The sequence below is a fragment of the Pseudomonas sp. Pseusp9 genome (assembly GCF_059491265.1).
The window spans coordinates 5,469,816-5,495,912 of sequence record NZ_CP168500.1; the positions used below are offsets into that span (position 1 = coordinate 5,469,816).

General features: G+C 60.3%; 27 protein-coding genes, 2 pseudogenes and 1 riboswitch. Of the genes and pseudogenes, 15 read left to right on the forward strand and 14 right to left on the reverse strand.

Translation table 11 applies throughout. The features are described from left to right. Positions 1-82: 82 nt before the first annotated feature. Positions 83-1,765: a fatty acid--CoA ligase gene (locus tag ACEN8E_RS24830; protein ID WP_495590243.1), complete on the reverse strand. Its 1,683-nt coding sequence runs from the start codon at positions 1,763-1,765 to the stop codon at positions 83-85. Between the two features lie 160 nt (positions 1,766-1,925). Then, complete coding sequence (locus tag ACEN8E_RS24835; RefSeq protein ID WP_429365866.1) at positions 1,926-2,555, reverse strand: LysE family translocator; 630 nt, start codon at positions 2,553-2,555, stop codon at positions 1,926-1,928. A gap of 91 nt (positions 2,556-2,646) precedes the next feature. Here ACEN8E_RS24835 and ACEN8E_RS24840 point away from each other — a divergent pair, with 91 nt between their 5' ends. From ACEN8E_RS24840 to ACEN8E_RS24850, 3 genes are all read left to right on the forward strand, one after another. Beyond that, complete coding sequence (locus ACEN8E_RS24840; RefSeq protein WP_495590244.1) at positions 2,647-3,612, forward strand: 2-hydroxyacid dehydrogenase; 966 nt, start codon at positions 2,647-2,649, stop codon at positions 3,610-3,612. A gap of 33 nt (positions 3,613-3,645) precedes the next feature. Beyond that, positions 3,646-4,644 (forward strand): methyltransferase, encoded by a 999-nt coding sequence (locus ACEN8E_RS24845; protein WP_495590245.1) that lies wholly within the window; start codon positions 3,646-3,648, stop codon positions 4,642-4,644. 50 nt (positions 4,645-4,694) lie between these two features. Continuing rightward, positions 4,695-4,819: riboswitch (yybP-ykoY riboswitch) on the forward strand. A gap of 89 nt (positions 4,820-4,908) precedes the next feature. Next, positions 4,909-5,493 (forward strand): TMEM165/GDT1 family protein, encoded by a 585-nt coding sequence (locus ACEN8E_RS24850; protein ID WP_495590246.1) that lies wholly within the window; start codon positions 4,909-4,911, stop codon positions 5,491-5,493. Positions 5,494-5,626: 133 nt separating this feature from the next. On the opposite strand, the gene ACEN8E_RS24855 is transcribed toward ACEN8E_RS24850, so the two are convergent. Next, complete coding sequence (locus ACEN8E_RS24855) at positions 5,627-6,445, reverse strand: M48 family metallopeptidase (protein ID WP_495590247.1); 819 nt, start codon at positions 6,443-6,445, stop codon at positions 5,627-5,629. 1,360 nt (positions 6,446-7,805) lie between these two features. Here ACEN8E_RS24855 and ACEN8E_RS24860 point away from each other — a divergent pair. Further along, positions 7,806-8,003 (forward strand): annotated as a pseudogene (locus ACEN8E_RS24860) (HAMP domain-containing protein); the annotation flags it as partial. A gap of 111 nt (positions 8,004-8,114) precedes the next feature. After that, positions 8,115-8,858: a methyl-accepting chemotaxis protein gene (locus tag ACEN8E_RS24865; RefSeq protein WP_495593393.1), complete on the forward strand. Its 744-nt coding sequence runs from the start codon at positions 8,115-8,117 to the stop codon at positions 8,856-8,858. A 105-nt stretch (positions 8,859-8,963) separates the two neighbouring features. Here ACEN8E_RS24865 and ACEN8E_RS24870 read toward each other — a convergent pair whose 3' ends face one another. The 3 genes from ACEN8E_RS24870 to ACEN8E_RS24880 are packed head-to-tail and all read right to left on the reverse strand — an operon-like array spanning position 8,964 to position 10,075. Then, entirely contained in the window at positions 8,964-9,587 is a 624-nt protein-coding gene (locus ACEN8E_RS24870; protein WP_495590248.1) for an SOS response-associated peptidase, read from the reverse strand. 35 nt (positions 9,588-9,622) lie between these two features. Further along, a complete protein-coding gene (locus ACEN8E_RS24875) occupies positions 9,623-9,883 on the reverse strand; it encodes a putative signal transducing protein (RefSeq protein WP_495590249.1) in 261 nt (86 codons plus the stop codon). A gap of 9 nt (positions 9,884-9,892) precedes the next feature. Beyond that, the gene (locus tag ACEN8E_RS24880) at positions 9,893-10,075 is read right to left on the reverse strand and encodes a CPXCG motif-containing cysteine-rich protein (protein ID WP_495590250.1); all 183 of its coding nucleotides are present in this window, start codon (positions 10,073-10,075) and stop codon (positions 9,893-9,895) included. A 142-nt stretch (positions 10,076-10,217) separates the two neighbouring features. On the opposite strand from ACEN8E_RS24880, the gene ACEN8E_RS24885 reads away from it, so the two are divergent. Further along, the gene (locus ACEN8E_RS24885; protein WP_495590251.1) at positions 10,218-11,381 is read left to right on the forward strand and encodes a 1-acyl-sn-glycerol-3-phosphate acyltransferase; all 1,164 of its coding nucleotides are present in this window, start codon (positions 10,218-10,220) and stop codon (positions 11,379-11,381) included. A 75-nt stretch (positions 11,382-11,456) separates the two neighbouring features. On the opposite strand, the gene ACEN8E_RS24890 is transcribed toward ACEN8E_RS24885, so the two are convergent. Continuing rightward, positions 11,457-11,735: a hypothetical protein gene (locus ACEN8E_RS24890; protein WP_429385168.1), complete on the reverse strand. Its 279-nt coding sequence runs from the start codon at positions 11,733-11,735 to the stop codon at positions 11,457-11,459. Positions 11,736-11,925: 190 nt separating this feature from the next. Between ACEN8E_RS24890 and ACEN8E_RS24895 the strand changes: the two genes are divergently transcribed. After that, positions 11,926-12,132 (forward strand): hypothetical protein, encoded by a 207-nt coding sequence (locus ACEN8E_RS24895; RefSeq protein WP_033048315.1) that lies wholly within the window; start codon positions 11,926-11,928, stop codon positions 12,130-12,132. Positions 12,133-12,255: 123 nt separating this feature from the next. On the opposite strand, the gene ACEN8E_RS24900 is transcribed toward ACEN8E_RS24895, so the two are convergent. Next, a complete protein-coding gene (locus ACEN8E_RS24900) occupies positions 12,256-12,840 on the reverse strand; it encodes a YajG family lipoprotein (RefSeq protein ID WP_007973847.1) in 585 nt (194 codons plus the stop codon). 206 nt (positions 12,841-13,046) lie between these two features. Between ACEN8E_RS24900 and ACEN8E_RS24905 the strand changes: the two genes are divergently transcribed. Beyond that, positions 13,047-13,286, forward strand: a complete 240-nt coding sequence (locus ACEN8E_RS24905) for a hypothetical protein (RefSeq protein WP_495590252.1) — start codon at positions 13,047-13,049, stop codon at positions 13,284-13,286. A gap of 740 nt (positions 13,287-14,026) precedes the next feature. Then, entirely contained in the window at positions 14,027-15,535 is a 1,509-nt protein-coding gene (mqo, locus tag ACEN8E_RS24910; protein WP_495590253.1) for a malate dehydrogenase (quinone), read from the forward strand. 66 nt (positions 15,536-15,601) lie between these two features. Here the strand turns inward: mqo and ACEN8E_RS24915 are convergent, their stop codons facing one another. The 4 genes from ACEN8E_RS24915 to ACEN8E_RS24930 form a co-directional block, all read right to left on the reverse strand. Next, on the reverse strand, positions 15,602-15,889 hold the full coding sequence (locus ACEN8E_RS24915; RefSeq protein WP_495590254.1) for a PA4642 family protein: 288 nt from the start codon (positions 15,887-15,889) through the stop codon (positions 15,602-15,604). 63 nt (positions 15,890-15,952) lie between these two features. Next, on the reverse strand, positions 15,953-16,438 hold the full coding sequence (locus ACEN8E_RS24920) for a hypothetical protein (RefSeq protein WP_495590255.1): 486 nt from the start codon (positions 16,436-16,438) through the stop codon (positions 15,953-15,955). A gap of 142 nt (positions 16,439-16,580) precedes the next feature. Then, on the reverse strand, positions 16,581-17,054 hold the full coding sequence (locus ACEN8E_RS24925; RefSeq protein ID WP_495590256.1) for a WbuC family cupin fold metalloprotein: 474 nt from the start codon (positions 17,052-17,054) through the stop codon (positions 16,581-16,583). A gap of 3 nt (positions 17,055-17,057) precedes the next feature. Next, positions 17,058-17,615: a hypoxanthine-guanine phosphoribosyltransferase gene (locus ACEN8E_RS24930; protein ID WP_007981338.1), complete on the reverse strand. Its 558-nt coding sequence runs from the start codon at positions 17,613-17,615 to the stop codon at positions 17,058-17,060. A gap of 166 nt (positions 17,616-17,781) precedes the next feature. Here ACEN8E_RS24930 and upp point away from each other — a divergent pair, with 166 nt between their 5' ends. Both upp and ACEN8E_RS24940 read left to right on the forward strand, forming a co-directional pair. Next, entirely contained in the window at positions 17,782-18,420 is a 639-nt protein-coding gene (upp, locus tag ACEN8E_RS24935) for a uracil phosphoribosyltransferase (RefSeq protein WP_495590257.1), read from the forward strand. Positions 18,421-18,422: 2 nt separating this feature from the next. Beyond that, a complete protein-coding gene (locus tag ACEN8E_RS24940) occupies positions 18,423-19,697 on the forward strand; it encodes a uracil-xanthine permease family protein (protein WP_495590258.1) in 1,275 nt (424 codons plus the stop codon). A 103-nt stretch (positions 19,698-19,800) separates the two neighbouring features. Here ACEN8E_RS24940 and hemH read toward each other — a convergent pair whose 3' ends face one another. Together hemH and ACEN8E_RS24950 are read right to left on the reverse strand one after the other, a co-directional pair. Next, positions 19,801-20,823 (reverse strand): ferrochelatase, encoded by a 1,023-nt coding sequence (hemH, locus tag ACEN8E_RS24945; RefSeq protein ID WP_495590259.1) that lies wholly within the window; start codon positions 20,821-20,823, stop codon positions 19,801-19,803. A gap of 13 nt (positions 20,824-20,836) precedes the next feature. Further along, positions 20,837-21,739 (reverse strand): TIGR01777 family oxidoreductase, encoded by a 903-nt coding sequence (locus ACEN8E_RS24950; protein ID WP_495590260.1) that lies wholly within the window; start codon positions 21,737-21,739, stop codon positions 20,837-20,839. Positions 21,740-21,935: 196 nt separating this feature from the next. On the opposite strand from ACEN8E_RS24950, the gene ACEN8E_RS24955 reads away from it, so the two are divergent. From ACEN8E_RS24955 to phrB, 4 genes and pseudogenes are all read left to right on the forward strand, one after another. After that, positions 21,936-22,922 carry an NAD(P)/FAD-dependent oxidoreductase gene (locus ACEN8E_RS24955; RefSeq protein ID WP_495590261.1) on the forward strand — a complete coding sequence of 329 codons (987 nt, stop codon included), beginning with the start codon at positions 21,936-21,938 and terminating at the stop codon, positions 22,920-22,922. A gap of 197 nt (positions 22,923-23,119) precedes the next feature. Further along, positions 23,120-23,662, forward strand: a pseudogene (locus ACEN8E_RS24960) (YbgA family protein); the annotation flags it as partial. Continuing rightward, the gene (locus ACEN8E_RS24965; protein WP_495590262.1) at positions 23,662-24,603 is read left to right on the forward strand and encodes a MerR family transcriptional regulator; all 942 of its coding nucleotides are present in this window, start codon (positions 23,662-23,664) and stop codon (positions 24,601-24,603) included. The pseudogene ACEN8E_RS24960 and the gene ACEN8E_RS24965, both read left to right, overlap by 1 nt. Before the next feature lie 21 nt (positions 24,604-24,624). After that, positions 24,625-26,082, forward strand: coding sequence for a deoxyribodipyrimidine photo-lyase (phrB, locus tag ACEN8E_RS24970; protein ID WP_495590263.1), 1,458 nt, complete (start codon positions 24,625-24,627; stop codon positions 26,080-26,082). The last annotated feature ends 15 nt before the right edge of the window (positions 26,083-26,097 follow it).

Here is a 26,097-nt window from a genome sequence, read left to right on the forward strand (position 1 = left end):
GAATGGCTGAAAATTTCGATTTGACAAGCCAAGCGCTTGCTTGGTGGGGCTGGCGTGCCCTTTCGGGCACGCCGAGAGGCGCTTAAAGCGTCGAGAGGAAGGTGCTGTTGGTGGCTTGCCATTCGGTGATGTCGACACGAATGCGCTTCTTGTCGAGTTTACCGACGCTGGTCTTGGGAATTTCAGTAACAAGGGCGATCTGGTTCGGAATCGCCCACTTGCTCAAGTGCCCCAGCTCCACAAACGGCTTGAGGTGTTCCTTGAGTTCCCGAGCCCCGATTACGTGTCCCTCGCGGAGCACCACCAGGGCAAAGGGCCGCTCGCCCCATTGCGGATCAGGGATCCCCACCACTGCTACTTCGCGTACCGCCGCATGGCGGCTGATCAGGTCTTCAAGGTCCAGGGAGGAAATCCACTCGCCACCGGTCTTGATCACGTCCTTGATGCGGTCACGAATGTCGATCACGCCCATGCTGTCCAGGGTCGCCACGTCGCCGGTGTGCAGCCAGCCGCCGGCCCAGAGTTCGGCGCCCTTCTGCGGCTCGTTGAAATACCCCTCAGTCAGCCACGGCGCGCGCAACACCAGCTCGCCCTGGGTCTCGCCGTCGGCGGGCAGGAAGTTACCCTCGGTGTCGACGATCGCCGCCTCCACCAGTGGTCCCGGTACGCCAGCCTTGATCCGGTAGGTGGTGCGTTCGTCTTCAGTGCCGGCCATCAATTCATCGTTGAGGTGCGCGCACGACACCAGCGGCCCGGTTTCCGACATGCCGTACGCAGCCGTCAACTGAATGCCCTTGGCCTTGGCCGCCTCGTACAGCGTGCGATTCAGGGCGCTGCCGCCGATGACGATTTTCCAGCCGCCGAAGTCGACGTTCTGCGCGGCCTTGGCATTGAGGACCATCTGCAGAATGGTCGGTACGCAATGGGAGAACGTGACCTTTTCCTTGCGCCACAACTCCACCAGATACTCCGGGTCATAGCGGCCGGGGTACACCTGCTTGAGTCCGAGCATGGTCGCCACATACGGCAAGCCCCAGGCGTGCACATGGAACATGGGGGTGATCGGCATGTACACGTCGTTGGTGCCCAGCAGGCGCACGCTATCGATTGCGCCCATGATGGTCGACACGCCCATGGTGTGCAGCACCAGTTGCCGATGGGTGAAATAAACGCCCTTGGGATTGCCGGTCGTGCCGGTGGTATAGAACGTGGTAGCGACCGAGTTTTCGTCGAAATCCTCGAAGTCGTACTGCGGGCTCGCCGCGGCCAGCAGTTGCTCGTATTCGCCGACGAGATTCGGCAGGTCAGCGGTTTTTTCCGGCAGGTCAGTCAGCAGCAGGGTTTTGTCGACTGTGGTCAGATGCCCTTCGATGGCCTTGTAGAGGCCGACGAACTCGCTGTTGACCAGCACAAAGCGGTCCTCGGCGTGGTTCATGGTGTAGAGGATCTGTTCCGGCGACAGGCGTACGTTGATGGTGTGGATCACCGCACCGATCATCGGAATGGCGAACATGCATTCCAGGTAACGATGGCTGTCCCAGTCCATCACACCCACGGCATCCCCGGGCTTGACCCCGGCCGCCGTCAGCACATTGGCCAGACGCGCCACCCGCTCGATCAGGGTCGGGTAGCTGTAGCGCAACTTGTCGCGGTAGATGATCTCGCGGGTCTTCTCATAACGGGCACCGGACATCAGTAGCCGCTTGATCAGCAGCGGATACTGGTAAGCACCTTCGGCCGGGGGGATAACGCGAGTCTGCAACATAAGAATCCCTTTTTCTGACTGCACGGACGTGACTGAAAGTACGCACTGTAGTGCCCTTGATCGTCAGCCAAATCAGCCAAAGGAATGATTTGCAGGGGCCCGCAAATGCTGGCGTTGCGCCAGCACCTACAGAGATTTGCTGCCTGTCGTACTTACGGAATCAATGCATCTCGGTAAAGGCGAGCTTCACGCCAATCGCAATCAGCACTGCGCCCATGGTCCGGTCGAACCAGTGACCCATGCGTGCGAAACCGGCACGTACGCGCTGCTGGCTGAACAACATCGCCACCAGACAGAACCAGGTCGCTGTCGCCGCCGCCAGGTAAACCCCGTAACCGGCCTGCACGGCCAGTGGTGTGTGCGGGTTGATCACCACGGTGAACAGCGAGAGGAAGAACAGCGTGGCTTTCGGGTTGAGACCATTGGTGACGAAACCTGAGGTGAAGGCTCCACGGGCCGTGCGTTCCCCGGCTTCCTTGTGCAGATCGTCCGCCACAGGCTTGGCCGGTTGCGCGCGCAGCGCCTTGTAACCGATGTACAGCAGGTAAGCGGCGGCGGCCCATTTCAAGGCATTGAACAGCACGATCGACTGGGACACGATCAGGCCGATGCCCAACAGGGAATAACCCACGTGCAGGAAAATCGCAGAACCCACGCCCAGCGCGGTCCAGGTGCCCGCACGGCGACCGTGGGTAACACTCTCGCGCACCACCACGGCGAAGTCCGGGCCGGGACTGGCCACGGCCAGCAGGTGAATCAGGGCAACGGTCAAGAACTCTGTCCAGTACATGGGGGCTCCTTCAGGCCAAGCGTAACTATTAATTCCATCTGGTAGGCTCGGCAGGTTACGCCTTCAGTTCATTGCACAAAAGGTACAGTTGATGACGAACACTCGCCGCGCCGTTTTCCTCGACCACCCGTCCCTGGACCTCGGCGACCTTGATCTCGACCCGCTGCGCAGTTGTTTCAGCGAACTGCAGCTGTTCGCCCAGACCTTGCCCGATCAAGTCATCGAACACCTCAAGGGCGCCAGCGTCGCCATCAGTAACAAGATCCTGATCGATGCCGCCGCCATGGCCGCCAGCCCTGATCTCAAGCTGATCCTGATCACCGCCACCGGCACCAACAACGTCGACCTCGCCGCCGCCCGCGCCCACGGAATTACCGTGTGCAACTGTCAGGGCTACGGTACGCCATCGGTGGCGCAGCACACGATCATGCTGCTGCTCAACCTGGCCACGCGCCTGGCCGATTATCAGAAAGCCGTCGGCGCAGGCCGCTGGCAGCAGGCCAGACAGTTCTGTTTGCTGGACTATCCGATTGTCGAACTCGAAGGCAAAACCCTTGGCCTGCTGGGCCACGGCGAATTGGGCGGCGCAGTCGCACGCCTGGCTGAAGCCTTCGGCATGCGCGTTCTGCTGGGGCAGATTCCCGGGCGCCCTGCCCGGCCGGACCGCTTGCCACTGGATGAACTGTTACCGCAAGTCGATGCCCTGACCCTGCACTGCCCGCTCAACGAACACACCCGGCATTTCATCGGCGCCCGAGAACTGGCCTCAATGAAGCCCGGCGCGTTCGTGATCAACACCGCTCGCGGTGGCCTGATCGACGAACAGGCGCTGGCCGACACCTTGCGCAACGGGCATCTGGGCGGCGCCGCCACTGACGTACTGAGCGTCGAGCCTCCCATCAATGGCAATCCGCTGCTGGCCCACGACATCCCGCGCCTGATCGTCACCCCGCACAACGCCTGGGGCAGCCGCGAGGCACGCCAGCGAATCGTTGGCCAAGTGACCGAAAACGCACTGGGATACTTCAGCGGTAAGGCGCTGCGGGTCGTCAGTTGATAAACTGCGGCACTTTTTTTCACGGGAGCAGTTATGGATCCGCGCAGTGAAGTACTGCTTCGTCAGGCCGAGTTATTCCAGGGTTCGGTACTGTTGGCCGGTTTGCCTGCCGACGACTTGCTGGGCCGTCTGCCCGAGGCTCATGGCTGGTGCTGGCACGCCGGCGATCAGGCCGCGCTGGAAGCCCGCTTTGCCGGGCGCAGCCATTTTGGCGTGAATGCGCCTGAGCGCGGGTTCGATAGCGCCGTGGTGTTTTTGCCCAAGGCCAGGGACCTGACCGACTATATCCTCAACGCTGTGGCCTCGCGGCTGGAAGGTCGCGAGGTGTATCTGGTGGGCGAGAAAAAAAGCGGCATCGAAGGTGCCGCCAAACAACTCAACCCGTTCGGCAAGCCACGCAAGCTCGATAGCGCGCGGCATTGCCAGCTCTGGCTGGTCACCGTGGCCAATGCGCCACAAGCCAAACCGCTGGAAAGCCTGGCGCAGACCTACGAACTGCCGCTGGCCGAAGGCCCGTTGAAGGTCATCAGCCTGCCGGGAGTGTTCAGCCACGGTCGACTCGATCGCGGCAGCGCGCTGCTGCTGGAGCATCTGGACAAACTGCCCGGCGGTCACTTGCTCGATTTCGGTTGCGGCGCTGGGGTTTTGGGCGCGGCGGTGAAACGTCGCTACCCGCACAATCAGGTGACGATGCTCGATGTGGACGCCTTTGCCGCCGCCAGCAGTCGTCTGACACTGGCGGCCAATGGTCTGGAAGCCGAGGTGATTACCGGCGATGGAATCGATGCGGCACCGATGGGTTTGAGTGCGATCCTGAGCAACCCGCCGTTCCATGTCGGCGTGCACACCGACTATTTCGCAACGGAGAACTTGCTGCGAAAAGCAGCCAAACATCTGAAAAACGGCGGCGAACTGCGCTTGGTGGCGAACAGTTTCCTGAAGTACCAGCCGTTGATCGAAGAGCATCTTGGCCCATGCACGATCAAGGCCGAAGGCCAGGGTTTTCGCATCTACCGGGCCAAACGCGGGTAAGGCTTTTTTGAAAAAGAAGACTTGCCGAATGGATTTTGCCTAGGCAGAATCCGCTCCGTCCTAGGGGAGTAGTCTCCCACGAGCGCCACGCTCGTCCGGCATGCGTCAACATACTTGGTCCTCAGACCATGGCGCATGCGACCCATGCATCCACATCAGATGGATCGCAGGGTTTGACAAGACCTATGACACGAACACCTTACCCGGGGCGGGAAGGCTGTACGTGTCATAGCCGTGTCGACCCGCCCCTTAGGAAAACCCCTGATGCTGGATTCACTACTCGTACCTACCGCAATCGTTGCCTTGGCCGAAATCGGCGACAAGACGCAACTGCTCGCGCTCATTCTTGCTGCCCGCTTCCGCAAGCCCTGGCCGATCATTGCCGGTATCGTCGCCGCGACCCTGGCCAACCACGCTGCGGCTGGTGCAATCGGTGCCTGGGTCGGCAGCTTCTTCTCGGACACGATGCTGCACTGGATCCTCGCCGCGAGTTTCACCGCGACCGCGCTGTGGACCCTGGTGCCGGACAAGATGGATGACGACGAAGCCAGCACCGCCCGCAAGTTCGGGCCGTTCCTGACCACGCTGATTGCGTTCTTCCTCGCGGAAATCGGCGACAAGACCCAGATCGCAACCGTGATGCTGGCTGCGCAATATCCGGAGTTGTGGCTGGTGATCATCGGCACCACGGCCGGCATGCTGATTGCCAACGTACCGGTGGTTCTGGCGGGTAACTTTGCCGCAGACAAGCTGCCATTGACCCTGATCCGTCGACTGGCGGCATCGGCGTTCTTCGTCCTGGCGATTGTCGCGGTGTACAAGGCGATGCAGAGCAGTGGGTGGGTTTGACGCGGTAAGTCAGTAAGACCGCGTTATCGTTCATAGCGGGCAAGCCCGCTCCCACAGGGTTCGGCGCCGAGCACAAAACCAATGTGGGAGCGAGCTTGCTCGCGATGGCGATAGCGGCCTCACCGCATAGACATCAGTACTTCCTGGCCTGCTCGTACAGCGGCATCACCTTCGGAATCGCCGCCTGCAACGCAGCGGTCCGGCTGCTGGAAGACGGGTGAGTGCTCATGAACTCCGGCGGCGCGCCTTCGTTGGCCTTGCTCATCTTGCCCCACAGGCTGATCGCGGCGTTCGGGTTGTAGCCGGCGCGTGCAGCCAGCTCAAGGCCGATCAAATCTGCTTCGTTTTCGTTTTCACGACTATTGGGCAACGTCATGCCGTAGTTGGCTACCGTGTCCGCCAGTGCCAGGCTGTCCTGGCCCAGACCCAACAAGGCGCCGGCGCCCTGCTTGGCCATCTCGATCCCATAGGCCTTGGACATGGCCTCACGACCGTGTTCGCGCAGGGCGTGGGCGATTTCATGGCCCATGACCGCGGCAATTTCATCATCGGTCAGTTGCAGTTTGTCGATCAACCCGGTGTAGAAAATGATCTTGCCGCCAGGGCCGCAGTTGGCGTTGAGCTCATCGCTCTTGATCAGGTTGACTTCCCACTTCCACTGGGCCGCGTCCGGGCGGAAGTTCGGCGTCTGGGCAATCAGCCGGTCGGCAATCACCTGAACCCGCTGGGCTTCATTGCTGGACTTGTCCAGCACACCTTTGCTGGACGCTTCGCCCACTGTCTTCTGATAGGACTGGGCGTACATTTGGTCGACCTCTTGCGAAGACAACATGCTGAACATGTACTGCTTGCGCTCAACGCCGACAGCGCCACCACTGGTGGTATTGACCGACTGGCAACCGGCGAGCAGCAGGCCTGCGCTCAGCGCACACAAAGCCAATGTCTTGTTCATCGAAAAACTCCCTGAAAACATGCGCGTATCCTAGGCGTGGAATTGTATCGACGCCAGATACAACGGACATAAGACGCACAATTCGGACAAAGCTCTCAGCGCTGCAGGAAAAAATTCACATTCCGCGGCGAGACGCAGCCCATCACGCCGCGCATTGATTCATTTGCGACATGCGCCACGCAAAAACAACCATTTCAAAAGCCCGTGCTCATGCTCGCCCGATACCCTGCCGATACACCTCCGCAGACGTCCTTTCGCGTGCGGAGCCCCCATGAAATTCAAGTCGATCCAGTTTTCCGTGGCGGCCCTTGCCGGCGCCATTGTCCTTAGTGTCGTGGCAGCGCTGGTGGTGTATGCGCTGTTTTCCGGCGCCCGCACGCAAGACATGATCCAGGAGCGGACCCAGGCCCAATTCGAGCAAGTCATCGAACAACGCCTGACGTCCCTGGCGCAAACCCAGGTCAGCCAGATCCAGCGTGAACTCGAAGCACCGCTGCTGATTGCCGGTGGACTGGTACGGGTCAATGCCCTGATCGGCACACCAGGCGCTGACGGCAAGCCAGCCCTGAGCCTCAGCCGCGAGCAACTGATCGGCCTGATCAAGGAAAACGTGGTCAAGAACCCGAAAATCCTTGGCACCTACATCGGCTGGGAGAAAGACGCACTGGATCACAACGATGCGGCCTACGTCGGCACTCAGGTTATCGGCATCGACGCCAGCAACGGGCGCTTCCTGCCCTGGTGGTTCCGCAACGACGACGGCACCCTGGGCCTGGACAAACTGGTGGACGTCGACGACCAGAAAACCCTGTCCACCGGCGTGCGTGCCAGCGAGTACTACCTGTGCTCGAAAGAAACCGGAAAATCCTGCGTGATCGATCCGGCGCCTTACAAGGTGGGCGACAAAATCGTCATGCTCGCCTCCTTTATTGAACCGATCATGCTCAACGGTGCCTTCCAGGGCATTGTCGGCGCCGACCTGTCGGTGAACTTCATTCAGGAAATGCTCCTGGGCGCCAACCAGAAACTCTACAGCGGCGCAGGTGAGATGGCCCTGATTGGCGGCAATGGCCGGATCGTTGCGTACACCAAGGATCCGAGCAAATTCGGTGAAAAAGTCAGCGACATCCTCGACAGCAAGCAGATGGCCAACATGGCCAATCTCAAGCGCGGCGAAGTCACCTACACCGTCGACAAGGCCCAGGGCCGGATCGAACTGTACCTGCCTTTCGGCATCGGCCAGACCGACGCCCGCTGGACCTTGATGCTGCAACTGCCGCTGGACGCGGTGATGGCCGACCTGCAAAAACTCCAGGCCGACCTGAACGCACAACGCAAATCCGACACCTTCGGCATGGCGATGGTCGGTCTGGTGATTGCCGGTATCGGCTTGCTGGTGATCTGGCTGGTAGGCCACGGCATCGCCCGCCCACTCAAGCAGATGGTGGCCATGCTCGACGATATCGCCCAGGGCGAAGGTGACCTGACCCGGCGCCTGACCAGCGACCGCGCCGATGAACTGGGTTCGATCGCCAAAGGCTTCAACACATTCCTGGCCAAGTTGCAGGCGATGATCACCCAGGTGGTGACTTCGGTGCAGAGCGTCAGCGATTCGTCGGAACACACCGCCGACATCGCCATCCGCACCAACACCGGTGTACACAAACAAATGGCCGAGATCGACCAGGTGGCCACCGCCGTGCAGGAAATGACCGCCACCGCCCAGGACGTGGCGCGCAATGCGACCCAGGCCGCACAGGCCGCCAGCCATGCCGATCAGGCCGCCAGCCAGGGCATGCAGATCGTGCGTGACACGTCGGACTCGATTGGCGCCCTCGCCGTGGAGATCGGCAGGGCCGTCGGCGTAGTGCAAACTTTGGCCAAGGACAGCGAAAACATCAATGCCATCCTCACCGCCATTCGCGGGATCGCCGAGCAGACCAACCTGCTGGCCCTGAACGCCGCCATCGAAGCCGCCCGTGCCGGCGAGCAGGGCCGAGGCTTTGCCGTGGTGGCCGACGAAGTGCGCAACCTGGCGCAGAAGACACAAAAGGCCACCGAAGAAATCCAGACCATGATCCAGCAACTCCAGCAAGGCACGCGGGATGTGGTGCGAGTCATGGAAGACAGTCAGAACCGCACGGACGAAAGCGTACTGCACGCCGCCAAGGCCGCCGAAGCTCTGGAAACCATTACCCAGGCGGTGTCGGTGATCAATGACATGAACACCCAGATTGCCAGCGCGGCCGAAGAGCAAAGTGCGGTAGCGGACGATATCAACCGCAACGTGATCAACATCGGCCAAGTGGCCAACGAAGTGGCCGGTGGTGCAGATGAGTCGAGTGCAGCCAGTGCGGACTTGACCAAACTGGCCGAGCAGCAGCGGCGGTTGATCAATCAGTTCAGGGTCTGATCCGCAGACCCCATCGCGGGCAAGCCCGCTCCCACAGGGATTTGCGGCGTTCACAAAACCTGTGGAAGCTGGCTTGCCAGCGATGGCGTCAGCACAGCCAACACATCAACCCGGCGTCAGACACTCCGGCCCATTGAGCTTCGGATCATTCACCATGTTCGCCAGCACCCGCTCGCGCAACGCGGCGGGCTCACTGGCCAGCAAGGCTTGCAAGGCATGCAGCGGCGTAGCCGGATCCAGCCATGCCGCCTGCCCGGCCTCATCGAGAATCAATGGCCGCCGCTGGCTCGCCGCCGGTTGCGTGATCACCGCCGTACTCAGCCAGACCTGCTCCTGAACCGGATACGCCTCCCAGATCGCGGCAAAGAACAATGACGAGCCTTCCCCCGGTGTCAGCCAGTACGGCCGCTTGCGCGTCGTCCCACGCCATTCGTAGAAACCATTGGCCGGCAACAGGCAGCGGCGCAAGCGCAGGGCTTCGCGGAACATCGGTTGCTCGGCAACGGTTTCGGCACGGGCGTGGGCCGGAGTCCGCGACAGGTCGGTCAGCCAAGGCGGCGTCAGGCCCCAGCGGGCGCGGGCCAGCGTGCGCTGGCCGCCAGGCTCGGCCCGCAGCATCAGCACCGAATCATTGGGGGAAATGTTCCACTGCGCCTGCTGGTCGGCGGGAAAACCGGGCAGCGCCGCAAAGGCGGGATTCCAGCGAAACAGGGCATAACGTCCACACATGGGGCAACACGGCTCTTGATCAAACGAACGCCAGCCTAACAGACCAGCGTGCCGGGAAAGCTGTCCGGTTCATCGCCAGACAGCGGCAGCGCGGCATTGTACGCGGTGATCAGCTCGCGAGCGTAATCGGCCTTGTCGTTCTCGACCGACAGCCCGAGCAGGCCATAGATCGGCAACTCGCCGCTGCCCCCGAGCAAATCACGGCCCACCAGATGCGCCTCGATGCCCTCGCTGGCGAGCATGCCTTGCAGCAACTCGCCTTCCATCAGGTTTTCCGGATCGTAGATGCGCCGCATACACGCTCCTCACTCGTTTTCACTGAACACATCGAGATGCCATTCCTCTCCATGAACCTGCAACACGAACGTTATCGGCCGGCAGCACACCTGACAGTCCTCGATGTAGGTCTGATCGCCACCGGACAAATCCAGAGTAGTCTCGACCTCTTCACCACAATACGGACATTCATACAGCGCATTTTCCAGCATCGCGGTCTCCCAAGTGACTTGTGCGTATAATCGCCGGTCTATTTGCAGGGCTATTTTTGTCTGGCTACTTTTTCAGACCGTGCCCCGCCGGTTTTCGATGAAAACCTTTACTTACCCTAGCCGTTTCTAACAAGAGAGCATGATGGGCGAATTCGATGCCATCCGTCCTTACGACGACAGTGAAGTCCCGGCAGTGCTGGCACGGCTACTCGGCGACAAGGCGTTTCTAGATATCCTCACCCACTTCCGCTTCCCGCGTTTCGCCGGCGCATTAGGCTGGGCGCTCAAACCTCTTATAGCCCATCGGCTACGTCGTGAGTTTGCCAGCGTGACCTCCGTGGCCACGTTACAGGACAAAGTCGAGCATTACGTCGACCACACCATCGAGCGCGCCACCGACGGTGTCACCTATACCGGGGTGGAGCAATTCAAGTCCGGCAGTGCCTACCTGTTTATCGCCAACCACCGCGATATCGTGATGGACCCGGCCTTCGTCAACTATGCCGTGTACCACGCCGGTCTGCCGACCCCGCGCATCGCCATTGGCGACAACCTGCTGCAAAAGCCTTTCGTCAGCGACCTGATGCGCCTGAACAAGAGTTTCATCGTGCACCGCTCGATCAGCGGGCGCCGGGAGAAAATGGCGGCCTATCAATTGCTGTCGGCGTACATCAACCATTCGATCCGCAACGATTGCGCCTCGATCTGGATCGCCCAGGCCGAGGGGCGCGCCAAAGACGGTGACGACCGTACCGAATCGGCAATCCTCAAGATGTTCCACATGAGCCGCAAGGACGAGCCGTTCGGTGAAGTCATTCAATCGCTGAACCTGACCCCGGTGTCGATCAGCTACGAATACGACCCGTGCGATCAGGCCAAGGCCCGCGAGCTGTACATCCGCACCACCACCGGCAGCTACACCAAGGTGCCGGGCGAGGACGACGTGAGCATCGCCAAGGGCATCACCGGCTACAAGGGCCGGGTGCATGTGAACTTTGCCGCGCCGATTACCGATCTGTTCGAAGACACCAAGCAATTGGCGGTCGAGATGGACAGGCAAATCCTCAGTGGCTATCGCTTGTTCCCGGTGCATTACCTGGCTTATGCACAGTGGAAAGACGCTGACCCGCAGCTGCAGGTACCAAAAGCGGCGCAAGTGTTCCCGGCCGAGGAACTGGCCAAGGCCCAGGAAGAATGGCAACGCCGCCTGGACGCCTGCCCCGAAGAGCATCGTCCATTCCTGGTGCTGCAGTATGCGACGCCGGTGCGCAATCAGTACCGGGTGAAGGCAGGGTTGCCGCTGTAAGCGGTTTCGGCCAGATACAAAAACGGCGCCCTCGAGGCGCCGTTTTTGTATCTGCGAGGGTGCTGCGTCAACACGTCAGACCTGAGTACTGATCCACGACACCAGCAACGCCATCCCCATGCAGGCAAAACCGAAAATGTAGAAAAACCGGTTCATGCGCAAGGTCGCCCAGTCCAGCGCAGGCTCCACATTGGGGCTGCTCTGGCGCTGCGCCTGCAAACTGGCCATCGCGCGCAGTTCGCGGCGACGGGTGGCGTGCAGCAACCAGCCGCCCGGGAAGGCAAAGAGCAAGGCCAGCAGATTGATCAATTTGGCGGGATGGGCGGTAAACAGCGTCATCAAGTGCAGCGACATCACAGACCTCAAGTAAAACAGGTGGCAGGTGCCGGACCGGCGACCGCGGCGCGGATTCTACCGAAAGCCTGCGCTCCTGCCCCCTGTTTCCGACAAATAACGAAGCAATTGATCAATGGCTGCCCTGAGTCACGGCTTCGTCATCTGTATCGGCGACCATGCGCGCCTCGAAACCGACAAGGACCACGTCATGCTCCACGCCGAAAACCAGGATCGTCTTTACCTCATCACCCCGAGCGAAGAACAGCAAACCCTCGTCGGCAGCCTTGCCTTCAACGTTCAAGACCGCCATTGGCTGGTGTATTGCGCCTTGGGCGGGCATCAACATGCGGATTTGCCGGAAACGGATTTGCTGACCGGTGTGAGTGTGCTGGATTTTTACTCGCAAGCCGCGTGATTCCCTTGCCCCTGTAGGAGCGAGCCTGCTCGCGATGGATTTGAGGGCGCCGCGGGGTATCAGATTCCCCGCGTAATCGTTCACGACCATCGCGAGCGAGCTCGCTCCTACAGTGGGCTCGCATTACTCGCCGAGAATCTGACCCACGGTCGGGTCCTTGAACAGGCGGGTCAACGCATCGCTCAACACATCGCTGACCAGCTTGGTGTTGGTCTCCTGGTTCGGCGCCATACCGAAGCGCTGGTCCAGGGACGAACCATAACGACCGCTGTAGCGACGGTTGGCGTTCTGTACATCGGAGCGGAACGTCGCGCCGATGGTGGCTTCGGTCACGTACATGCCTTCCTTGGGCGACTGGTACTTCAACTCTGCCAGGGTCACGGTCAGTTGCGGTGCATTCATGGCGTTGTTCGTCGGGGTAAAGCCCAACAGACGCACTGCGGCTTCAGCCTGGGCCTGCAGCTTCGGCAGGATCTGCGCGCCCTGCACGGTGATCGCGCTGGTCTCCGGATACAGGCCGCCACGGGTGCCCAGAGTCGGCGACGGACGACCGTCCACTACACGTACCACAACGGGCTGGCCATGGCCGACCGGGGCCAGCTGGGCGGTCAGCTTGGGTTCCGGGCTCAGTTGTTGCGGGCTGTGGGCGCAGCCAACCAGGGTCAAACTGGTCACAGTGATCAAACCGAACAACAGGCGTTGCAACATGCTCTTCTCTCCAGAATCAGGCACAAACAGGCCGGCAGTATAGCGGTGCGCCACTGTGGGGAACCAGCGCCTCACTGTGTTTGATGAAATCTTTGACAACCTCCCGGGTAAGCGGTTCTTGTCACCTGTCTGTCATCACCCCTACACTTGCACGTAACGACTAGTGGGCTAATTTCACAATAACCATCCCCACAAGGTAATTTGCCATGCGATACCTCGTCTCGTTGTTTGCACCACGCCCACTGCACCGCTGCTTTGCCCTGCTCGACAGCAATGGCCATTGCCAGGCCTTCAAGCAGTGCAGCCTCCAGCCCATGGGCGATGGCTGGGTTGAAATCGAAGAAATCCGTCTGAACTGGCTGAATAAGCCGCTGCCGGCCGGCGCCCGCATCGTTTCGCAACAGCACCAGCCACGCTCGCGTGCACAGCAATTGATGACGACCTGACCAAACACCTAATAAAAGTCATTAAACACGACCAATTCCCTGCGTTTCTTAGATACAATCTCCCCCCGATTATAAGGACGTCTCCTGATCGGGCCTCGCAGCACCGTCAATGCGCTTGTGTTGACACCCCGCACCGCCCACAGAGAGCCGCCCACACAGATCGAGTGAAGCTGGCGCGCTTGCTGTTTCGTTGAGCAAAACCTCCACTTTTCGCGAATCTGCAGAGCTGTCATTACGCTCGGTCACTGAGCTGTTTGCCCGTTTTGCCTGCCCTGTATCCCATGGCGGCAATCCATCCGGGCGCGGTGCCAGGCTGGGACAGCCCTTTTTGAGGTTCACGTCTTCAAAAGAGCGTGAAAAAAACGGGTTTTCACAACTTCACAAGAGTGTGGCGAGCAAATGAATAGTTTTGCGTCTGAACATGCACCATTAGCGTCTACAACAGCCCGACGACACAGGACCGAGTATTCCTCGAACACCGGAGCCTGAAGCCTGTCCGCTACGGATTTGGTTGCACAAACGGATGTATCGACCATAAGTCGAATTGCCAGCCGCTCGTTGAAATGAGTTCATGGGGCTCTGATTAGACCCGGCAGGTAGCGTCCGTCGAAGTTGCAAAAAATTGCGAAGATTCGGACATGGCGATCCTGCCATGGGTACCTGGGGCAACACAGACACGCCCCGTCACTCCTGGCAGCCATGCCGTCAATTTGGTGCTGCAGATTTTGGAGACGCGTTAAATGGCGCATAACGAAGCAGTCGACGTAGTACTGGTTGGGGCCGGCATCATGAGTGCCACCCTGGCGGTACTGCTCAAAGAGCTCGACCCCGCGATCAAGCTGGAAGTCGTCGAGCTGATGGATTCCGGTGCCGCGGAGAGTTCCAACCCGTGGAACAACGCCGGTACCGGTCACGCCGGGCTGTGTGAGCTCAACTACACGCCGCAGGCAGCCGATGGCGCCGTCGACATCAAGAAAGCCGTGCACATCAACACCCAGTTCGAGGTGTCGAAGCAGTTCTGGTCGTACCTGACCCGAAAAGGCACGTTCGGCTCGTGCAAATCGTTTATCAGCCCGGTGCCACACCTGAGTTTCGTGCAGGGCGACAGCGGCGTGTCCTTCCTCAAGGAACGCTTCAAGGTACTGAGCAAGCACCACGCCTTCACCGACATGGAATACACCGAAGACAAGGCCAAGATGGCCGAGTGGATGCCGCTGATGATGCCTGGCCGCGATCCTGGCGAAACCCTCGCCGCGACCCGCGTGATCAATGGCACCGACGTCAACTTCGGCGCCCTGACCAACCAGCTGCTCAAGCACCTGACCAGCGCACCCGATGCCCAGGTCAAGTACTGCAAGCGCGTGACCGGCCTCAAGCGCAGCAACGGCGGCTGGACTGTCAGCATCAAGGACGTCAACAGCGGCAATACTCGTGAGGTCGACGCCAAATTTGTCTTCCTCGGCGCTGGCGGTGCGGCACTGCCGCTGCTGCAAGCCTCGGGCATCGAAGAAAGCAAAGGCTTCGGCGGCTTCCCGATCAGCGGCCAGTGGCTGCGTTGCGACAACCCGGAAGTGGTCAAGCACCACCAGGCCAAGGTCTACAGCCAGGCAGCAGTGGGTTCGCCACCGATGTCCGTGCCGCACCTGGACACCCGCGTGGTCGATGGCAAGAAGTCCCTGCTGTTCGGACCGTACGCCGGCTTCACCACCAAGTTCCTCAAGCACGGTTCCTTCATGGACCTGCCGATGTCGGTTCGCGCCGGCAACATCGGCCCGATGCTCGCCGTGGCGAAAAACAACATGGACCTGACCAAGTACCTGGTCAGCGAAGTGATGCAGTCGATGGAGCAGCGCCTGGATTCCCTGCGTCGCTTCTACCCGCAGGCGAAACCCGAAGACTGGCGTCTGGAAGTGGCTGGCCAACGGGTGCAGATCATCAAGAAAGACCCGAAAAAAGGCGGCGTCCTGCAATTCGGTACTGAACTGGTCGCGGCCAAGGACGGTTCCCTCGCGGCACTGCTCGGCGCGTCTCCAGGTGCCTCGGTGACCGTTTCGATCATGCTCGAACTGATCGAAAAATGCTTCCCGAGCAAAGCCAAGGGCGAATGGGCCACCAAACTGGCCGAAATTTTCCCGGCCCGGGAAAAGGTTCTGGAGACCGACGCTGCGCTGTATCGCAAGATCAACGCGCAGAACAATGTTGCCCTGGAACTGGTTGAAGCCAGCAGCGAGACCGAAAGCTACGCTTGATTCGGCGCCATGAAAAACGCCCCGTTCTCGGTGAGAACGGGGCGTTTTTTTATGGCTGAAATTTACTCAGCCGCGAGATTTTTCGATCAACTCGATGTAATCCGCCGCGTTGCGCTGATCCTTGATCAGGGCAACAAAATCATTACCGTGCTCATCCTTGCCATTCACGTCGTAACCCGCCTCGACGAAGAACGTCAGGAAACGCTCGAAATCGTCGATGCGCAGGCCACGGTAGGCCTTGACCAGTTTGTGCAGGGACGGAGAAGTCGCGTCGACCGGTTCGAAATCGAGGAACAACTTGATCTGCTCATCGCCGATCTCGTCACCAATCACTTGTTTTTTATCTTTACGCATTGCCGACTCCAGCTCGCAGACATTTCACGGGGCAGGCAGTTTACCCCTGCGCGGGCACAGGGCTCAACGCGGACGAGTGCTGCCGGTGTGCAGATCGGCCCAGACATGCCCATTGGCGTAGCTGAGAAACTGGCAATACACCGTGTCGTTGCGCAACAAGTCGATCACCACCCGGTATTGCGCCAGCGGGTAATAAAGAGTCAGGGTCTTGCTCGGCTCGTCATAGACCGGCTTCTTCAGGCTTTTGCTTTCGCCGTCGAAATTGACCAGCACCTGGCTGATGGTGGCGCCCTTGTTCAGGGATTTGCCCTTGAGTCGAACCAGCAGCGGCGAAGTGACCGGAATCGGCTGTTGACTGGATTGACGCTGGCTGCCGACAACCACCGAATACTCGGTAACCTGCAGCAGTTGTTGCTGCTCGGGATCGCTGTCACGCAGGTTCAAGTCATCGGGCGGCAGGAACTGTGCATGCATGGGCGCCGGCGCGGCGGCCAGAGGCAGGCTGAGGGTCAGCAACAGGGCGGCGCAACTGCGGATCAAAAGGCTCATGGCTGGCTCCGAAGGGTGAACGCGTCCCTGTAGGAGCGAGCCGGCTCGCGATGGTCGTCAACGATAACGCTGGGAGCCTGATACCCCGCGGCGTTCCTGCGTTCATCGCGAGCAGGCTCGCTCCTACAGGGTGCAAAATCAATCAGTCGAACTGCGCGCGCATCCACGCCTGATACTCGGCAACACCGGGCTCGCCTTCGCGCGGCGCCCAATGCGCCAGTTCACCTTCACCGACCGGACGGTAAGGGCCGGCCTTGCATTCGAACATCAGGCTGTCAGCCTCCAGCACCACCAGACCGTGGAACACACCGGTTGGCAGGTCCACGCCAACACAGTCGCCACCGGCCTGAAGCACGGTCTTGCTCAGCACCGTACCCGTCTCATCAAAGATCAACACGCCCAGCCGGCCCTTGAGGACCAACAGGGTTTCGGCCTTGTTGTCGCCCAGATGCCGATGAGGCGGGATATACGTGGACGGCTGCAATCCCACCACCATGCGATGACAAGCGTCTTCCATCTGGTGGAAGTTGTGATGCTGGCGCCCACGAGGATTGGCCGCGGCTTTCCCGGCCAGCTCGGCGAACAAGGTCTGATCCAGAAAGCGAGGCGTATTCATGTCTTACATTCCTTTAACGGCGAAAATCCCGTTGGCATTACGCCAGTAGCCTTTGTAGTCCATGCCGTAACCGAAGATATAGCGGTCGATACACGGCAGACCGACGAAATCGGCCTTGAGGTCCGGACGGGCCTTGCGGTCGTGGTCTTTGTCGATCAGCACGGCGGTGTGCACTTTACGTGCGCCAGCGTGTTTGCAGAAGTCGATGATCGCGCCCAGGGTGTGACCTTCGTCGAGGATATCGTCGATGATCAGCACATCACGGTCGATGAAGGAAACTTCCGGCTTGGCTTTCCAGAACAGGTCGCCGCCGCTGGTTTCGTTGCGATAGCGGGTGGCGTGCAGGTAGGACGCTTCCAGCGGGAACTGCAGATAGGTCAGCAGCTTGCCGGAGAAAATCAGCCCGCCGTTCATCACGCAGAACACCACCGGGTTGCTGTCGGCCATTTGTTCGTTGATTTGTGCACCGACGCGAGCGATGGCCGCCTCGACTTCAGCTTCGGTGTACAGGCAGTCAGCCTCTCGCATGATTTGACGGATATGCTCGAGATCAGCGGACATGGCGCTCTCCAGGGGGGGTTGGAAGTCAGGAAAAGCGGGCAAAGGTACGCATCCCGCACGGCCAGATCAAGCGTTTGTGGACTAACGTACTGTATGTCTATAGGACAACACCCTCGGATAGATTAATCTAGGCCGGTTTTTTTGCCCGCCGCCGGAGCCTTTCCCCATGCCCATCCAAGAGATCCGCCACCCGCTGATCCGTCATAAACTTGGCCTTATGCGCCGTGCAGACATCAGCACCAAGAATTTTCGCGAGCTCGCTCAGGAAGTCGGTGCCCTGTTGACCTATGAAGCCACCAAAGACCTGCCGCTGGAAGCCTACGATATCGAAGGCTGGTGCGGCACCGTATCGGTCGAAAAAATCGCCGGCAAGAAAATCACCGTCGTACCGATCCTGCGTGCAGGCATCGGCATGCTCGAAGGCGTACTCAGCCTGATCCCGGGCGCCAAGGTCAGCGCCGTGGGCGTTGCCCGCAACGAGGAAACTCTCGAGGCCCACACCTACCTCGAGAAACTGGTGCCGGAAATCGACGAACGGCTGGCCATGATCATCGACCCGATGCTCGCCACGGGCGGTTCAATGGTTGCCACCATCGACTTGCTGAAAAAAGCCGGCTGCAAGGACATCCGCGCCATGGTGCTGGTCGCCGCGCCAGAAGGCATCGCTGTGGTCGAGAAAGCTCACCCGGACGTGATCATCTACACCGCTTCCATTGATCAGAAACTGAACGAGCACGGCTACATCATCCCAGGGCTGGGCGATGCCGGTGACAAGATCTTCGGCACCAAGCAGAAGGACGCGTGAGCATGCAGCAAGAGTTCAACGATCCGCTCTGGCGCACGGTGCTGTCGGGTGCGCAGATGCTGTTCGTGGCCTTCGGCGCCCTGGTGTTGATGCCGCTGATTACCGGTCTCGACCCGAACGTAGCGCTGTTCACGGCCGGCCTGGGGACGATCCTGTTCCAGATCGTCACCGGGCGTCAGGTGCCGGTGTTCCTGGCATCGAGCTTTGCCTTCATCACCCCGATCATTCTCGCCAAGGGCCAGTTCGGCCTGGCCGCAACCATGGGCGGCGTGATGGCGGCAGGTTTCGTCTACACCTTCCTCGGCCTCGCGGTGAAGATCAAAGGCACCGGTTTCATCGACCGTCTGCTGCCGCCGGTGGTGATCGGGCCGGTGATCATTTCGATTGGCCTGGCCATGGCGCCTATTGCCGCCAACATGGCCATGGGCAAGGCTGGCGACGGCAGTGAGCTGATTCATTACCAGACGGCAATGATGATCTCGATGCCTGCGCTGCTGACCACCCTGATCGTCGCGGTTTTCGGCAAGGGCATCTTCCGCCTGGTGCCGATTATCTCCGGCGTGCTGGTCGGTTTCGGCATGTCGTTCTACTTCGGCGTGGTCGATGTTGCGAAGATTGCCGCGGCACCGTGGTTCGCTATCCCGAACTTCACCGCTCCGGAATTCAACTGGCAGGCGATCCTGTTCATTGTTCCGGTGGCGCTGGCCCCGGCCATCGAACACATCGGCGGCGTGATTGCCGTGGGTAGCGTGACCGGTCGCGATTACCTGAAGAAGCCCGGCCTGCACCGCACCTTGCTCGGCGACGGCATTGCCACCACGGCGGCCGGTCTGTTCGGCGGCCCGCCCAACACCACCTACGCCGAAGTGACCGGCGCGGTCATGCTGACCAAGAACTACAACCCGAAAATCATGACCTGGGCGGCGATCTTCGCCATCAGCCTGGCGTTTATCGGCAAGTTCGGCGCACTGCTGCAAAGCATTCCGGTGCCGGTGATGGGCGGGATTCTCTGCTTGCTGTTCGGTTCGATTGCGGCAGTGGGGATGAATACGCTGATTCGCCACAAGATCGATCTGGGCGAGGCGCGCAATCTGGTGATTGTTTCGGTGACCCTGGTATTCGGGATCGGCGGCGTGCTGATCGGCACCGGTACCGGCCCGGACGATTTCGGCCTCAAAGGCATCGCGCTGTGCGCGGTGGTGGCGATAGGCTTGAATCTGATCCTGCCAGGCAATGACAGCTGGAAGCACAAGAAGGCGGATGAGCCGCTGCTGTAATGCCTCAAGAGCTTTGCTGTTTATGAAATAGCTTTCGCGAGCAGGCTCGCTCCCACAGTTTGAAATGCATTTCCCTGTGGGAGCGAGCCTGCTCGCGATACTTTTAAAGCACCAACGGCGCTCTCTCGCACAATGCACTCAACGCCTTCGCCCAATGCGGGTCATCGTTGAGGCATGGCACCAGCACCAACTCCTCTCCTCCAGCTGCGCGGAATTGCTCCTTCCCGCGATCACCGATCTCTTCCAGCGTTTCGATGCAATCGGCAACGAACGCCGGGCACATCACCAGAATCTTTTTCACGCCTCTCTTGGCCAGCTCATCGAGGCGCGCTTCGGTGTAGGGTTCGATCCATTTGGCGCGCCCCAGACGCGACTGGAACGACACCGACCACTTGCCCTCCGGCAACCCCATGCGCTTGGCAAACTCTGCTGCCGTACGCAGGCATTGGCCGCGATAACAGGTGGCGACCACCTCAGGGGGGGCCCCGGCGCAGCAATCACCGCCACCCTCGAAACTGTGCCCCGGGTTGAGCTTCTTCAAATGCCGTTCCGGCAACCCATGAAAACTCATCAACAAGTGATCGAAGTCCTGCTGCAAATGCGGCCGGGTCGTGGCCACCAGCGCATCGAGGTACTCCGGTTGATCGTAGAAAGGCTGGAGCACCGACAACTGCACGTCGAGGCTCTTCGCGCGCACCACACGCCTGGCTTCCTCAATGACCGTAGTGGTGGTGCTGTCGGCGAACTGTGGATACAGCGGCGCCAGCGTGATTCGCTTGTGCCCCGCTGCGGCCATGCGCACCAGCGTCGACTCGATCGACGGCTCGCCGTAGCGCATCGCCAGTTCGACCGGGCCGTGCTGCCACTGGCCGGTCATGGCTTGTTGCAGGCGACGGCTGAGTACCACCAGCGGCGAGCCCTCGTCCCACCAGATCGAGGCATAGGCATGGGCTGATTGCTCGGGACGCTTGATCAGGATCAGCGACACCAGCAAACGTCGAACCGGCCATGGCAGGTCGATCACGTACGGGTCCATCAGAAATTGATTGAGGTAACTGCGCACATCCGCCACCGAGGTGGAGGCAGGTGAGCCCAGGTTGACCAGAAGCAACGCGTGATCGGTCATGCAACGTCCTATTTCAAAGGCGACCGGACAGATCGTCCAGAGCCGCGCGCAAATCCATGAACTGAAAAGTGAAACCCGCCTTCACCAGGCGAACCGGTGTGGCCCGCTGGCCACCCAGCAACAGCAAGGACAACTCGCCCAGCCCCACCTTCAATGCGAAGGCCGGCATCGGCATCAACGTCGGGCGATGCAGCACGCTGCCCAGCGCCTTGGCAAACTCGCGGTTGCGCACCGGTTTTGGCGCGCACGCATTATAGGGACCGCTGGCCTCGTTGCGGTGCAGAAGAAAATCAATCAGGGCGATTTGATCGTTGATATGAATCCACGGCATCCACTGCCGACCGTTGCCGATCGGCCCTCCCAGGCCCAGCTTGAACGGCAGTAACAACCGCGACAAAAAGCCGCCCTCCGCCGACAGCACCAACCCGGTACGGATAAGAATGACGCGAACGCCCAGCGTTTCAGCCCGCTGAGCAGTTTCCTCCCAGGCGATGCATAACTGGCTGGCGAAGTCTTCGTTGACCGGCGTCGAGTCCTCGGTCAATTCGCGCTCGCCACCATCGCCATACCAACCGGCAGCCGAGCCGGAAATCAGGACCCGTGGTCTCTGCTCGCGACTTTCAAGCCACGCCAGCAGGGTTTCAGTCAGCGTGATCCGGCTGCTCCACAACAAGGCTTTACGCTTGTGCGTCCAGGGCCGGTCGGCAATCGGCGCTCCGGCAAGATTGACGATTGCATCCACCGGCTCCTGCCCCAGATCCTCCAGCCGGGCAATTCCACGCACTTGGACACCACATATTTTCGCGACTTTTTCAGGCTTGCGACTCCAGACAGTCAGGCGATAGCCCTGCCCCAACCAGTGCCGACAGAGTTGACGTCCTATCAAACCAGTACCGCCGGTCAGCAATATGTGCATGACTTCTTCCTCGCGTGGCGTTTTACCCTGTCCATTAGTCTATTTTTATAAGCAGGGATCTTTGGTATCGAGCAGGCTCTATGTTTAACAATAGGCCACGCTGTCAGAACAAGAACGCTAAAAGTTATACCAAAAAACAATATTGTACAGGTTTGAACCCCGGCGTAGTCTGTACAGAAAGGTAAACGAGGCCCCTATGACTGTACCTATCGCAATCATTGGCACCGGCATTGCCGGACTCTCCGCCGCCCAGGCCCTGACCGACCTCGGGCACGTGGTTCAACTGTTCGATAAAAGCCGCGGCAGCGGCGGGCGCATGTCGAGCAAGCGCAGCGATGCGGGTGCTCTGGACATGGGCGCGCAATATTTCACCGCCCGCGACCGCCGCTTTGTCACGGAAGTCCAGCGCTGGCAAGCCAACGGCTGGGTCGCCGAGTGGACGCCGCAGCTGTACACCTACCATGGCGGCCAGCTCAACCTGTCGCCGGACGAGCAGACCCGCTGGGTCGGCACGCCCCGCATGAGCGCCATCACCCGTGCCCTGCTCGGTGACCTTGAAGTGCATTTCGCCTGCCGGATCACCGAGGTCTATCGCGGTGAAGAACACTGGCATCTGCAGGACGCCGAAGGCTTCACCCACGGACCGTTCAGCCACGTGGTCATCGCCACGCCAGCCCCACAGGCCACGGCTCTGCTGGCATCTGCGCCGAAACTCGCGGGCGCCGCCGCCGGGGTGAAAATGGACCCGACCTGGGCCATTGCCCTGGCCTTCGAAACGCCGTTGGAAACCCCCATGGAAGGCTGCTTCGTACAGGACAGCCCACTCGACTGGCTGGCTCGCAACCGCAGCAAACCCGGGCGCGACAACACCCTCGACACCTGGGTGCTGCACGCCACCAGCGCCTGGAGTCGCCAGCACATCGACCTGCCCAAGGAGGCTGTGATCGAACAGTTGCATGGTGCATTCGCCGAACTGCTGCATGACTCGATGCCCGCGCCGACCTTCAGCCTCGCCCACCGCTGGCTCTACGCCCGCCCGGCCACCAGTCACGAATGGGGCACCCTGGCCGATGCCGACCTGGGGCTGTACGCCTGCGGCGACTGGTGCCTGTCCGGACGCGTCGAAGGGGCCTGGCTCAGCGGTCAGGAAGCCGCACGCCGTTTGCATGAACACCTGCAGTAAAGAGCATCGATCCGAGCAAGTCGCTGCTGTCGTCACGGACAGCAGCCGGTCAAGATACTTATACATATAATTTGACTTGTACAACTTTGAATCTATGATGAAGTTATCTTGTACAGACCAAAATATTTGTACAGGTTCAGATTCGAGGTGCTCCGATGCCCCACTCCCCCGCCAAACCGAAAATCGCCATCGGCACCTGCCTGATGCACATGGACCTGCCGGTGGAAGAAGACGGCAGGCTCAACGATCCGCTGCTGCGGGAAAACTTCCTCACTCGCGTATACGCCTACAGCGCCTGGCAGCAGCTGTGCCAGCAGGGCTTGACCCGGCGCACTCTCACGGACTTTCACTCGCGCTACAAATACCTGCTGATGGCGCACAACCCGGAGCAATACAAAGTGCTCGGCAACCTGCTGGGCAACATGGGCCATACGGATCCGGAGGAACTTGGCCCACGCTATTTCAGTGAACTGATGGCCGCCCTGACAAAGTGCGCCACCCGCGGTACCCATGCCAATGTCCTGCAGCACCTCTGTGGCTACCTGAAACGGGCCATCAGCCGCGAAGACAAGCAGCAAGTGCAACACGTGATCAGCCAGTATCGCCTGGGCATCGTGCCGCTGGTTGTGCCGTTGACACTGCTCAAGCATCACTTTCGCCAACACCCCGATCCGTACATCGCACGGCAGGTTTACCTGCAATCGCACCCGCAAAGCCTCAGCCTGCGAAACGCCATCTAATGAAAAAAGCACTCGACACCAGCGCCCGCGATGACCTCGGCGATGACTTTGACAAGGCGCTGGGCGAAGGCTGGCTGCCGATCCGTGAAGTGGCGCGGCAAACCGGCGTCAATGCCGTGACCTTGCGCGCCTGGGAGCGGCGTTACGGTCTGATCCTGCCGCAACGCACCCCCAAGGGGCACCGGTTGTTTTCGGCCGACCATGTACAACGCATCCAGGCCATCCTCACCTGGCTCAACCGTGGTGTTGCCGTCAGCCAGGTCAAGCAGTTGCTCGACATACCGCAAGCCGTCGGCGAGCCCGTCGACAACGATTGGCACACCTTGCTGCAAACGTTGCTGCAATCCGTCAGTGAATTGCAGGAACGCACCCTGGATGACAGCGTCAATCAGGCGATGGCGCTGTATCCGCCACGCACCCTGTGCGAACACTTGCTGATGCCCCTGCTGGCCGCTCTGGAGCTACGCTGGCAAGGGCAGTTCGGTGCGCAGATGGAGCGGGTCTTTTTTTGTGCCTGGCTGCGCAGCAAATTCGGCGCACGCATCTACCATAACAATCGTCAGTTGCGCACCGCACCGCTGCTGCTGATCAACCACTCGGACTTGCCCATGGAGCCTCAGCTGTGGCTAACGGGCTGGCTGATCAGCAGTGCCGATTGCCCGGTGGAGGTCTTCGACGGGTCGCTGCCTGTCGGTGAACTGGCATTGGCGGTTGAACTACTGCGACCCCGCGGGGTTCTGCTGTACTCCAGCAAGGCCATGAACCTGGCGCAACTGCCGAAACTTTTCAAAGGGGTCAGTTGCCCCAAAATGATTGCCGGACCAACGGTATGCATCCACCACGCCGAGTGGTCCGCAAGTGTTACCGGGATCGCTGACTTGTACCTGGCCAAGGACCCATTGTCGGCACATCAGGCACTCATTCAGCGTGGGCTGGTTTAAATGAATCGCGTGGATACCAACATGCAATTGATCTGGCTGCGCAGCGACTTGCGCCTGCATGACAACACCGCCCTCTCGGCCGCCGCGGCTCGCGGCCCGTGTGTGGCCGTGTATCTGCTGAGTCCGGAACAATGGCTGGAACACGATGACGCGCCCTGCAAAGTGGACTTTTGGCTACGTAACCTGCGTGAGTTGAGCCACGAATTGGGCCAACTGAACATTCCCCTGCTGGTCCGCCGGGCACCTCGCTGGGAGGACGCGCCAGCCGTGTTGCTGAATCTGTGCCGACAATGGCAGATCGACGCGGTGTACCTCAACGAAGAGTACGGCATCCATGAAACCCGTCGCGATGCAGCGGTCGCCAGGACGCTCCAGGCCGAAGGCATCGAAGTTCGCCACTACCTCGATCAGTTGCTGTTCAAGCCCGGGAGTGTGCTGACCCGGACCGGCACTTACTTTCAGGTCTTCAGCCAGTTCCGCAAAGTCTGCTACGAACGCCTGCACCACTCGCTGCCAAGCCTGGTCTGCGCACCGCACAAGCAAGCACCGCTGAACATTGCCAGCGATGCGATCCCCTTGAGTGTCGAGGGTTTTGCGACACCCGGTGATAACCTGCGCAGCCTGTGGCCGGCGGGCGAAGACCAAGCCCGGCAGCGCCTCGACAGCTTCAGCGATGCACAGATCGACCATTACCATAACGAGCGCGACTTCCCGGCAAAACCCGGCACCAGTCAGCTCTCGGCCTATCTCGCCGCCGGAGTGATTTCTCCCCGCCAATGCCTGCACGCCGCCCTGAACAGCAATCAGGGTGAGTTCGAAAGCGGCAAGACCGGCGCCGTCACCTGGATCAACGAACTGCTGTGGCGCGAGTTCTACAAACACATCCTGGTGGGCTACCCACGGGTGTCCCGGCACCGCGCGTTCCGCCCGGAAACCGAGGCGCTGGCCTGGCGCGATGCCCCCGAAGAGCTGGCCGCCTGGCAACAGGCGCGCACCGGTTTGCCGATCATCGACGCGGCCATGCGCCAACTGCTGGCTACCGGCTGGATGCACAACCGCCTGCGCATGGTGGTGGCGATGTTCCTGACCAAAAACCTGCTGATCGACTGGCGCGAAGGCGAACGCTTTTTCATGCGTCACCTGATCGATGGCGACTTGGCGGCGAACAATGGTGGCTGGCAGTGGAGTTCCTCCACCGGTACTGACTCGGCGCCTTACTTCCGGATTTTCAACCCGTTGAGCCAGTCGGAAAAATTCGACCCCGAAGGCCTGTTCATCAAGCACTGGCTACCGGAACTGGCCGGGCTGGGTAAAAAAGACGTGCACAATCCCGCCAGTCTCGGCGGCCTTTTCGGTGTTGCGGATTACCCATCACCGATCGTCGACTTGAGTGCTTCGCGTACACGCGCCTTGACCGCGTTCAAGAATCTGCCGTCACGGCAACTATCCGCCGAGTTGGCCGGGAGTGCCCATGAGTAGTTTCCTGCAGCCGTT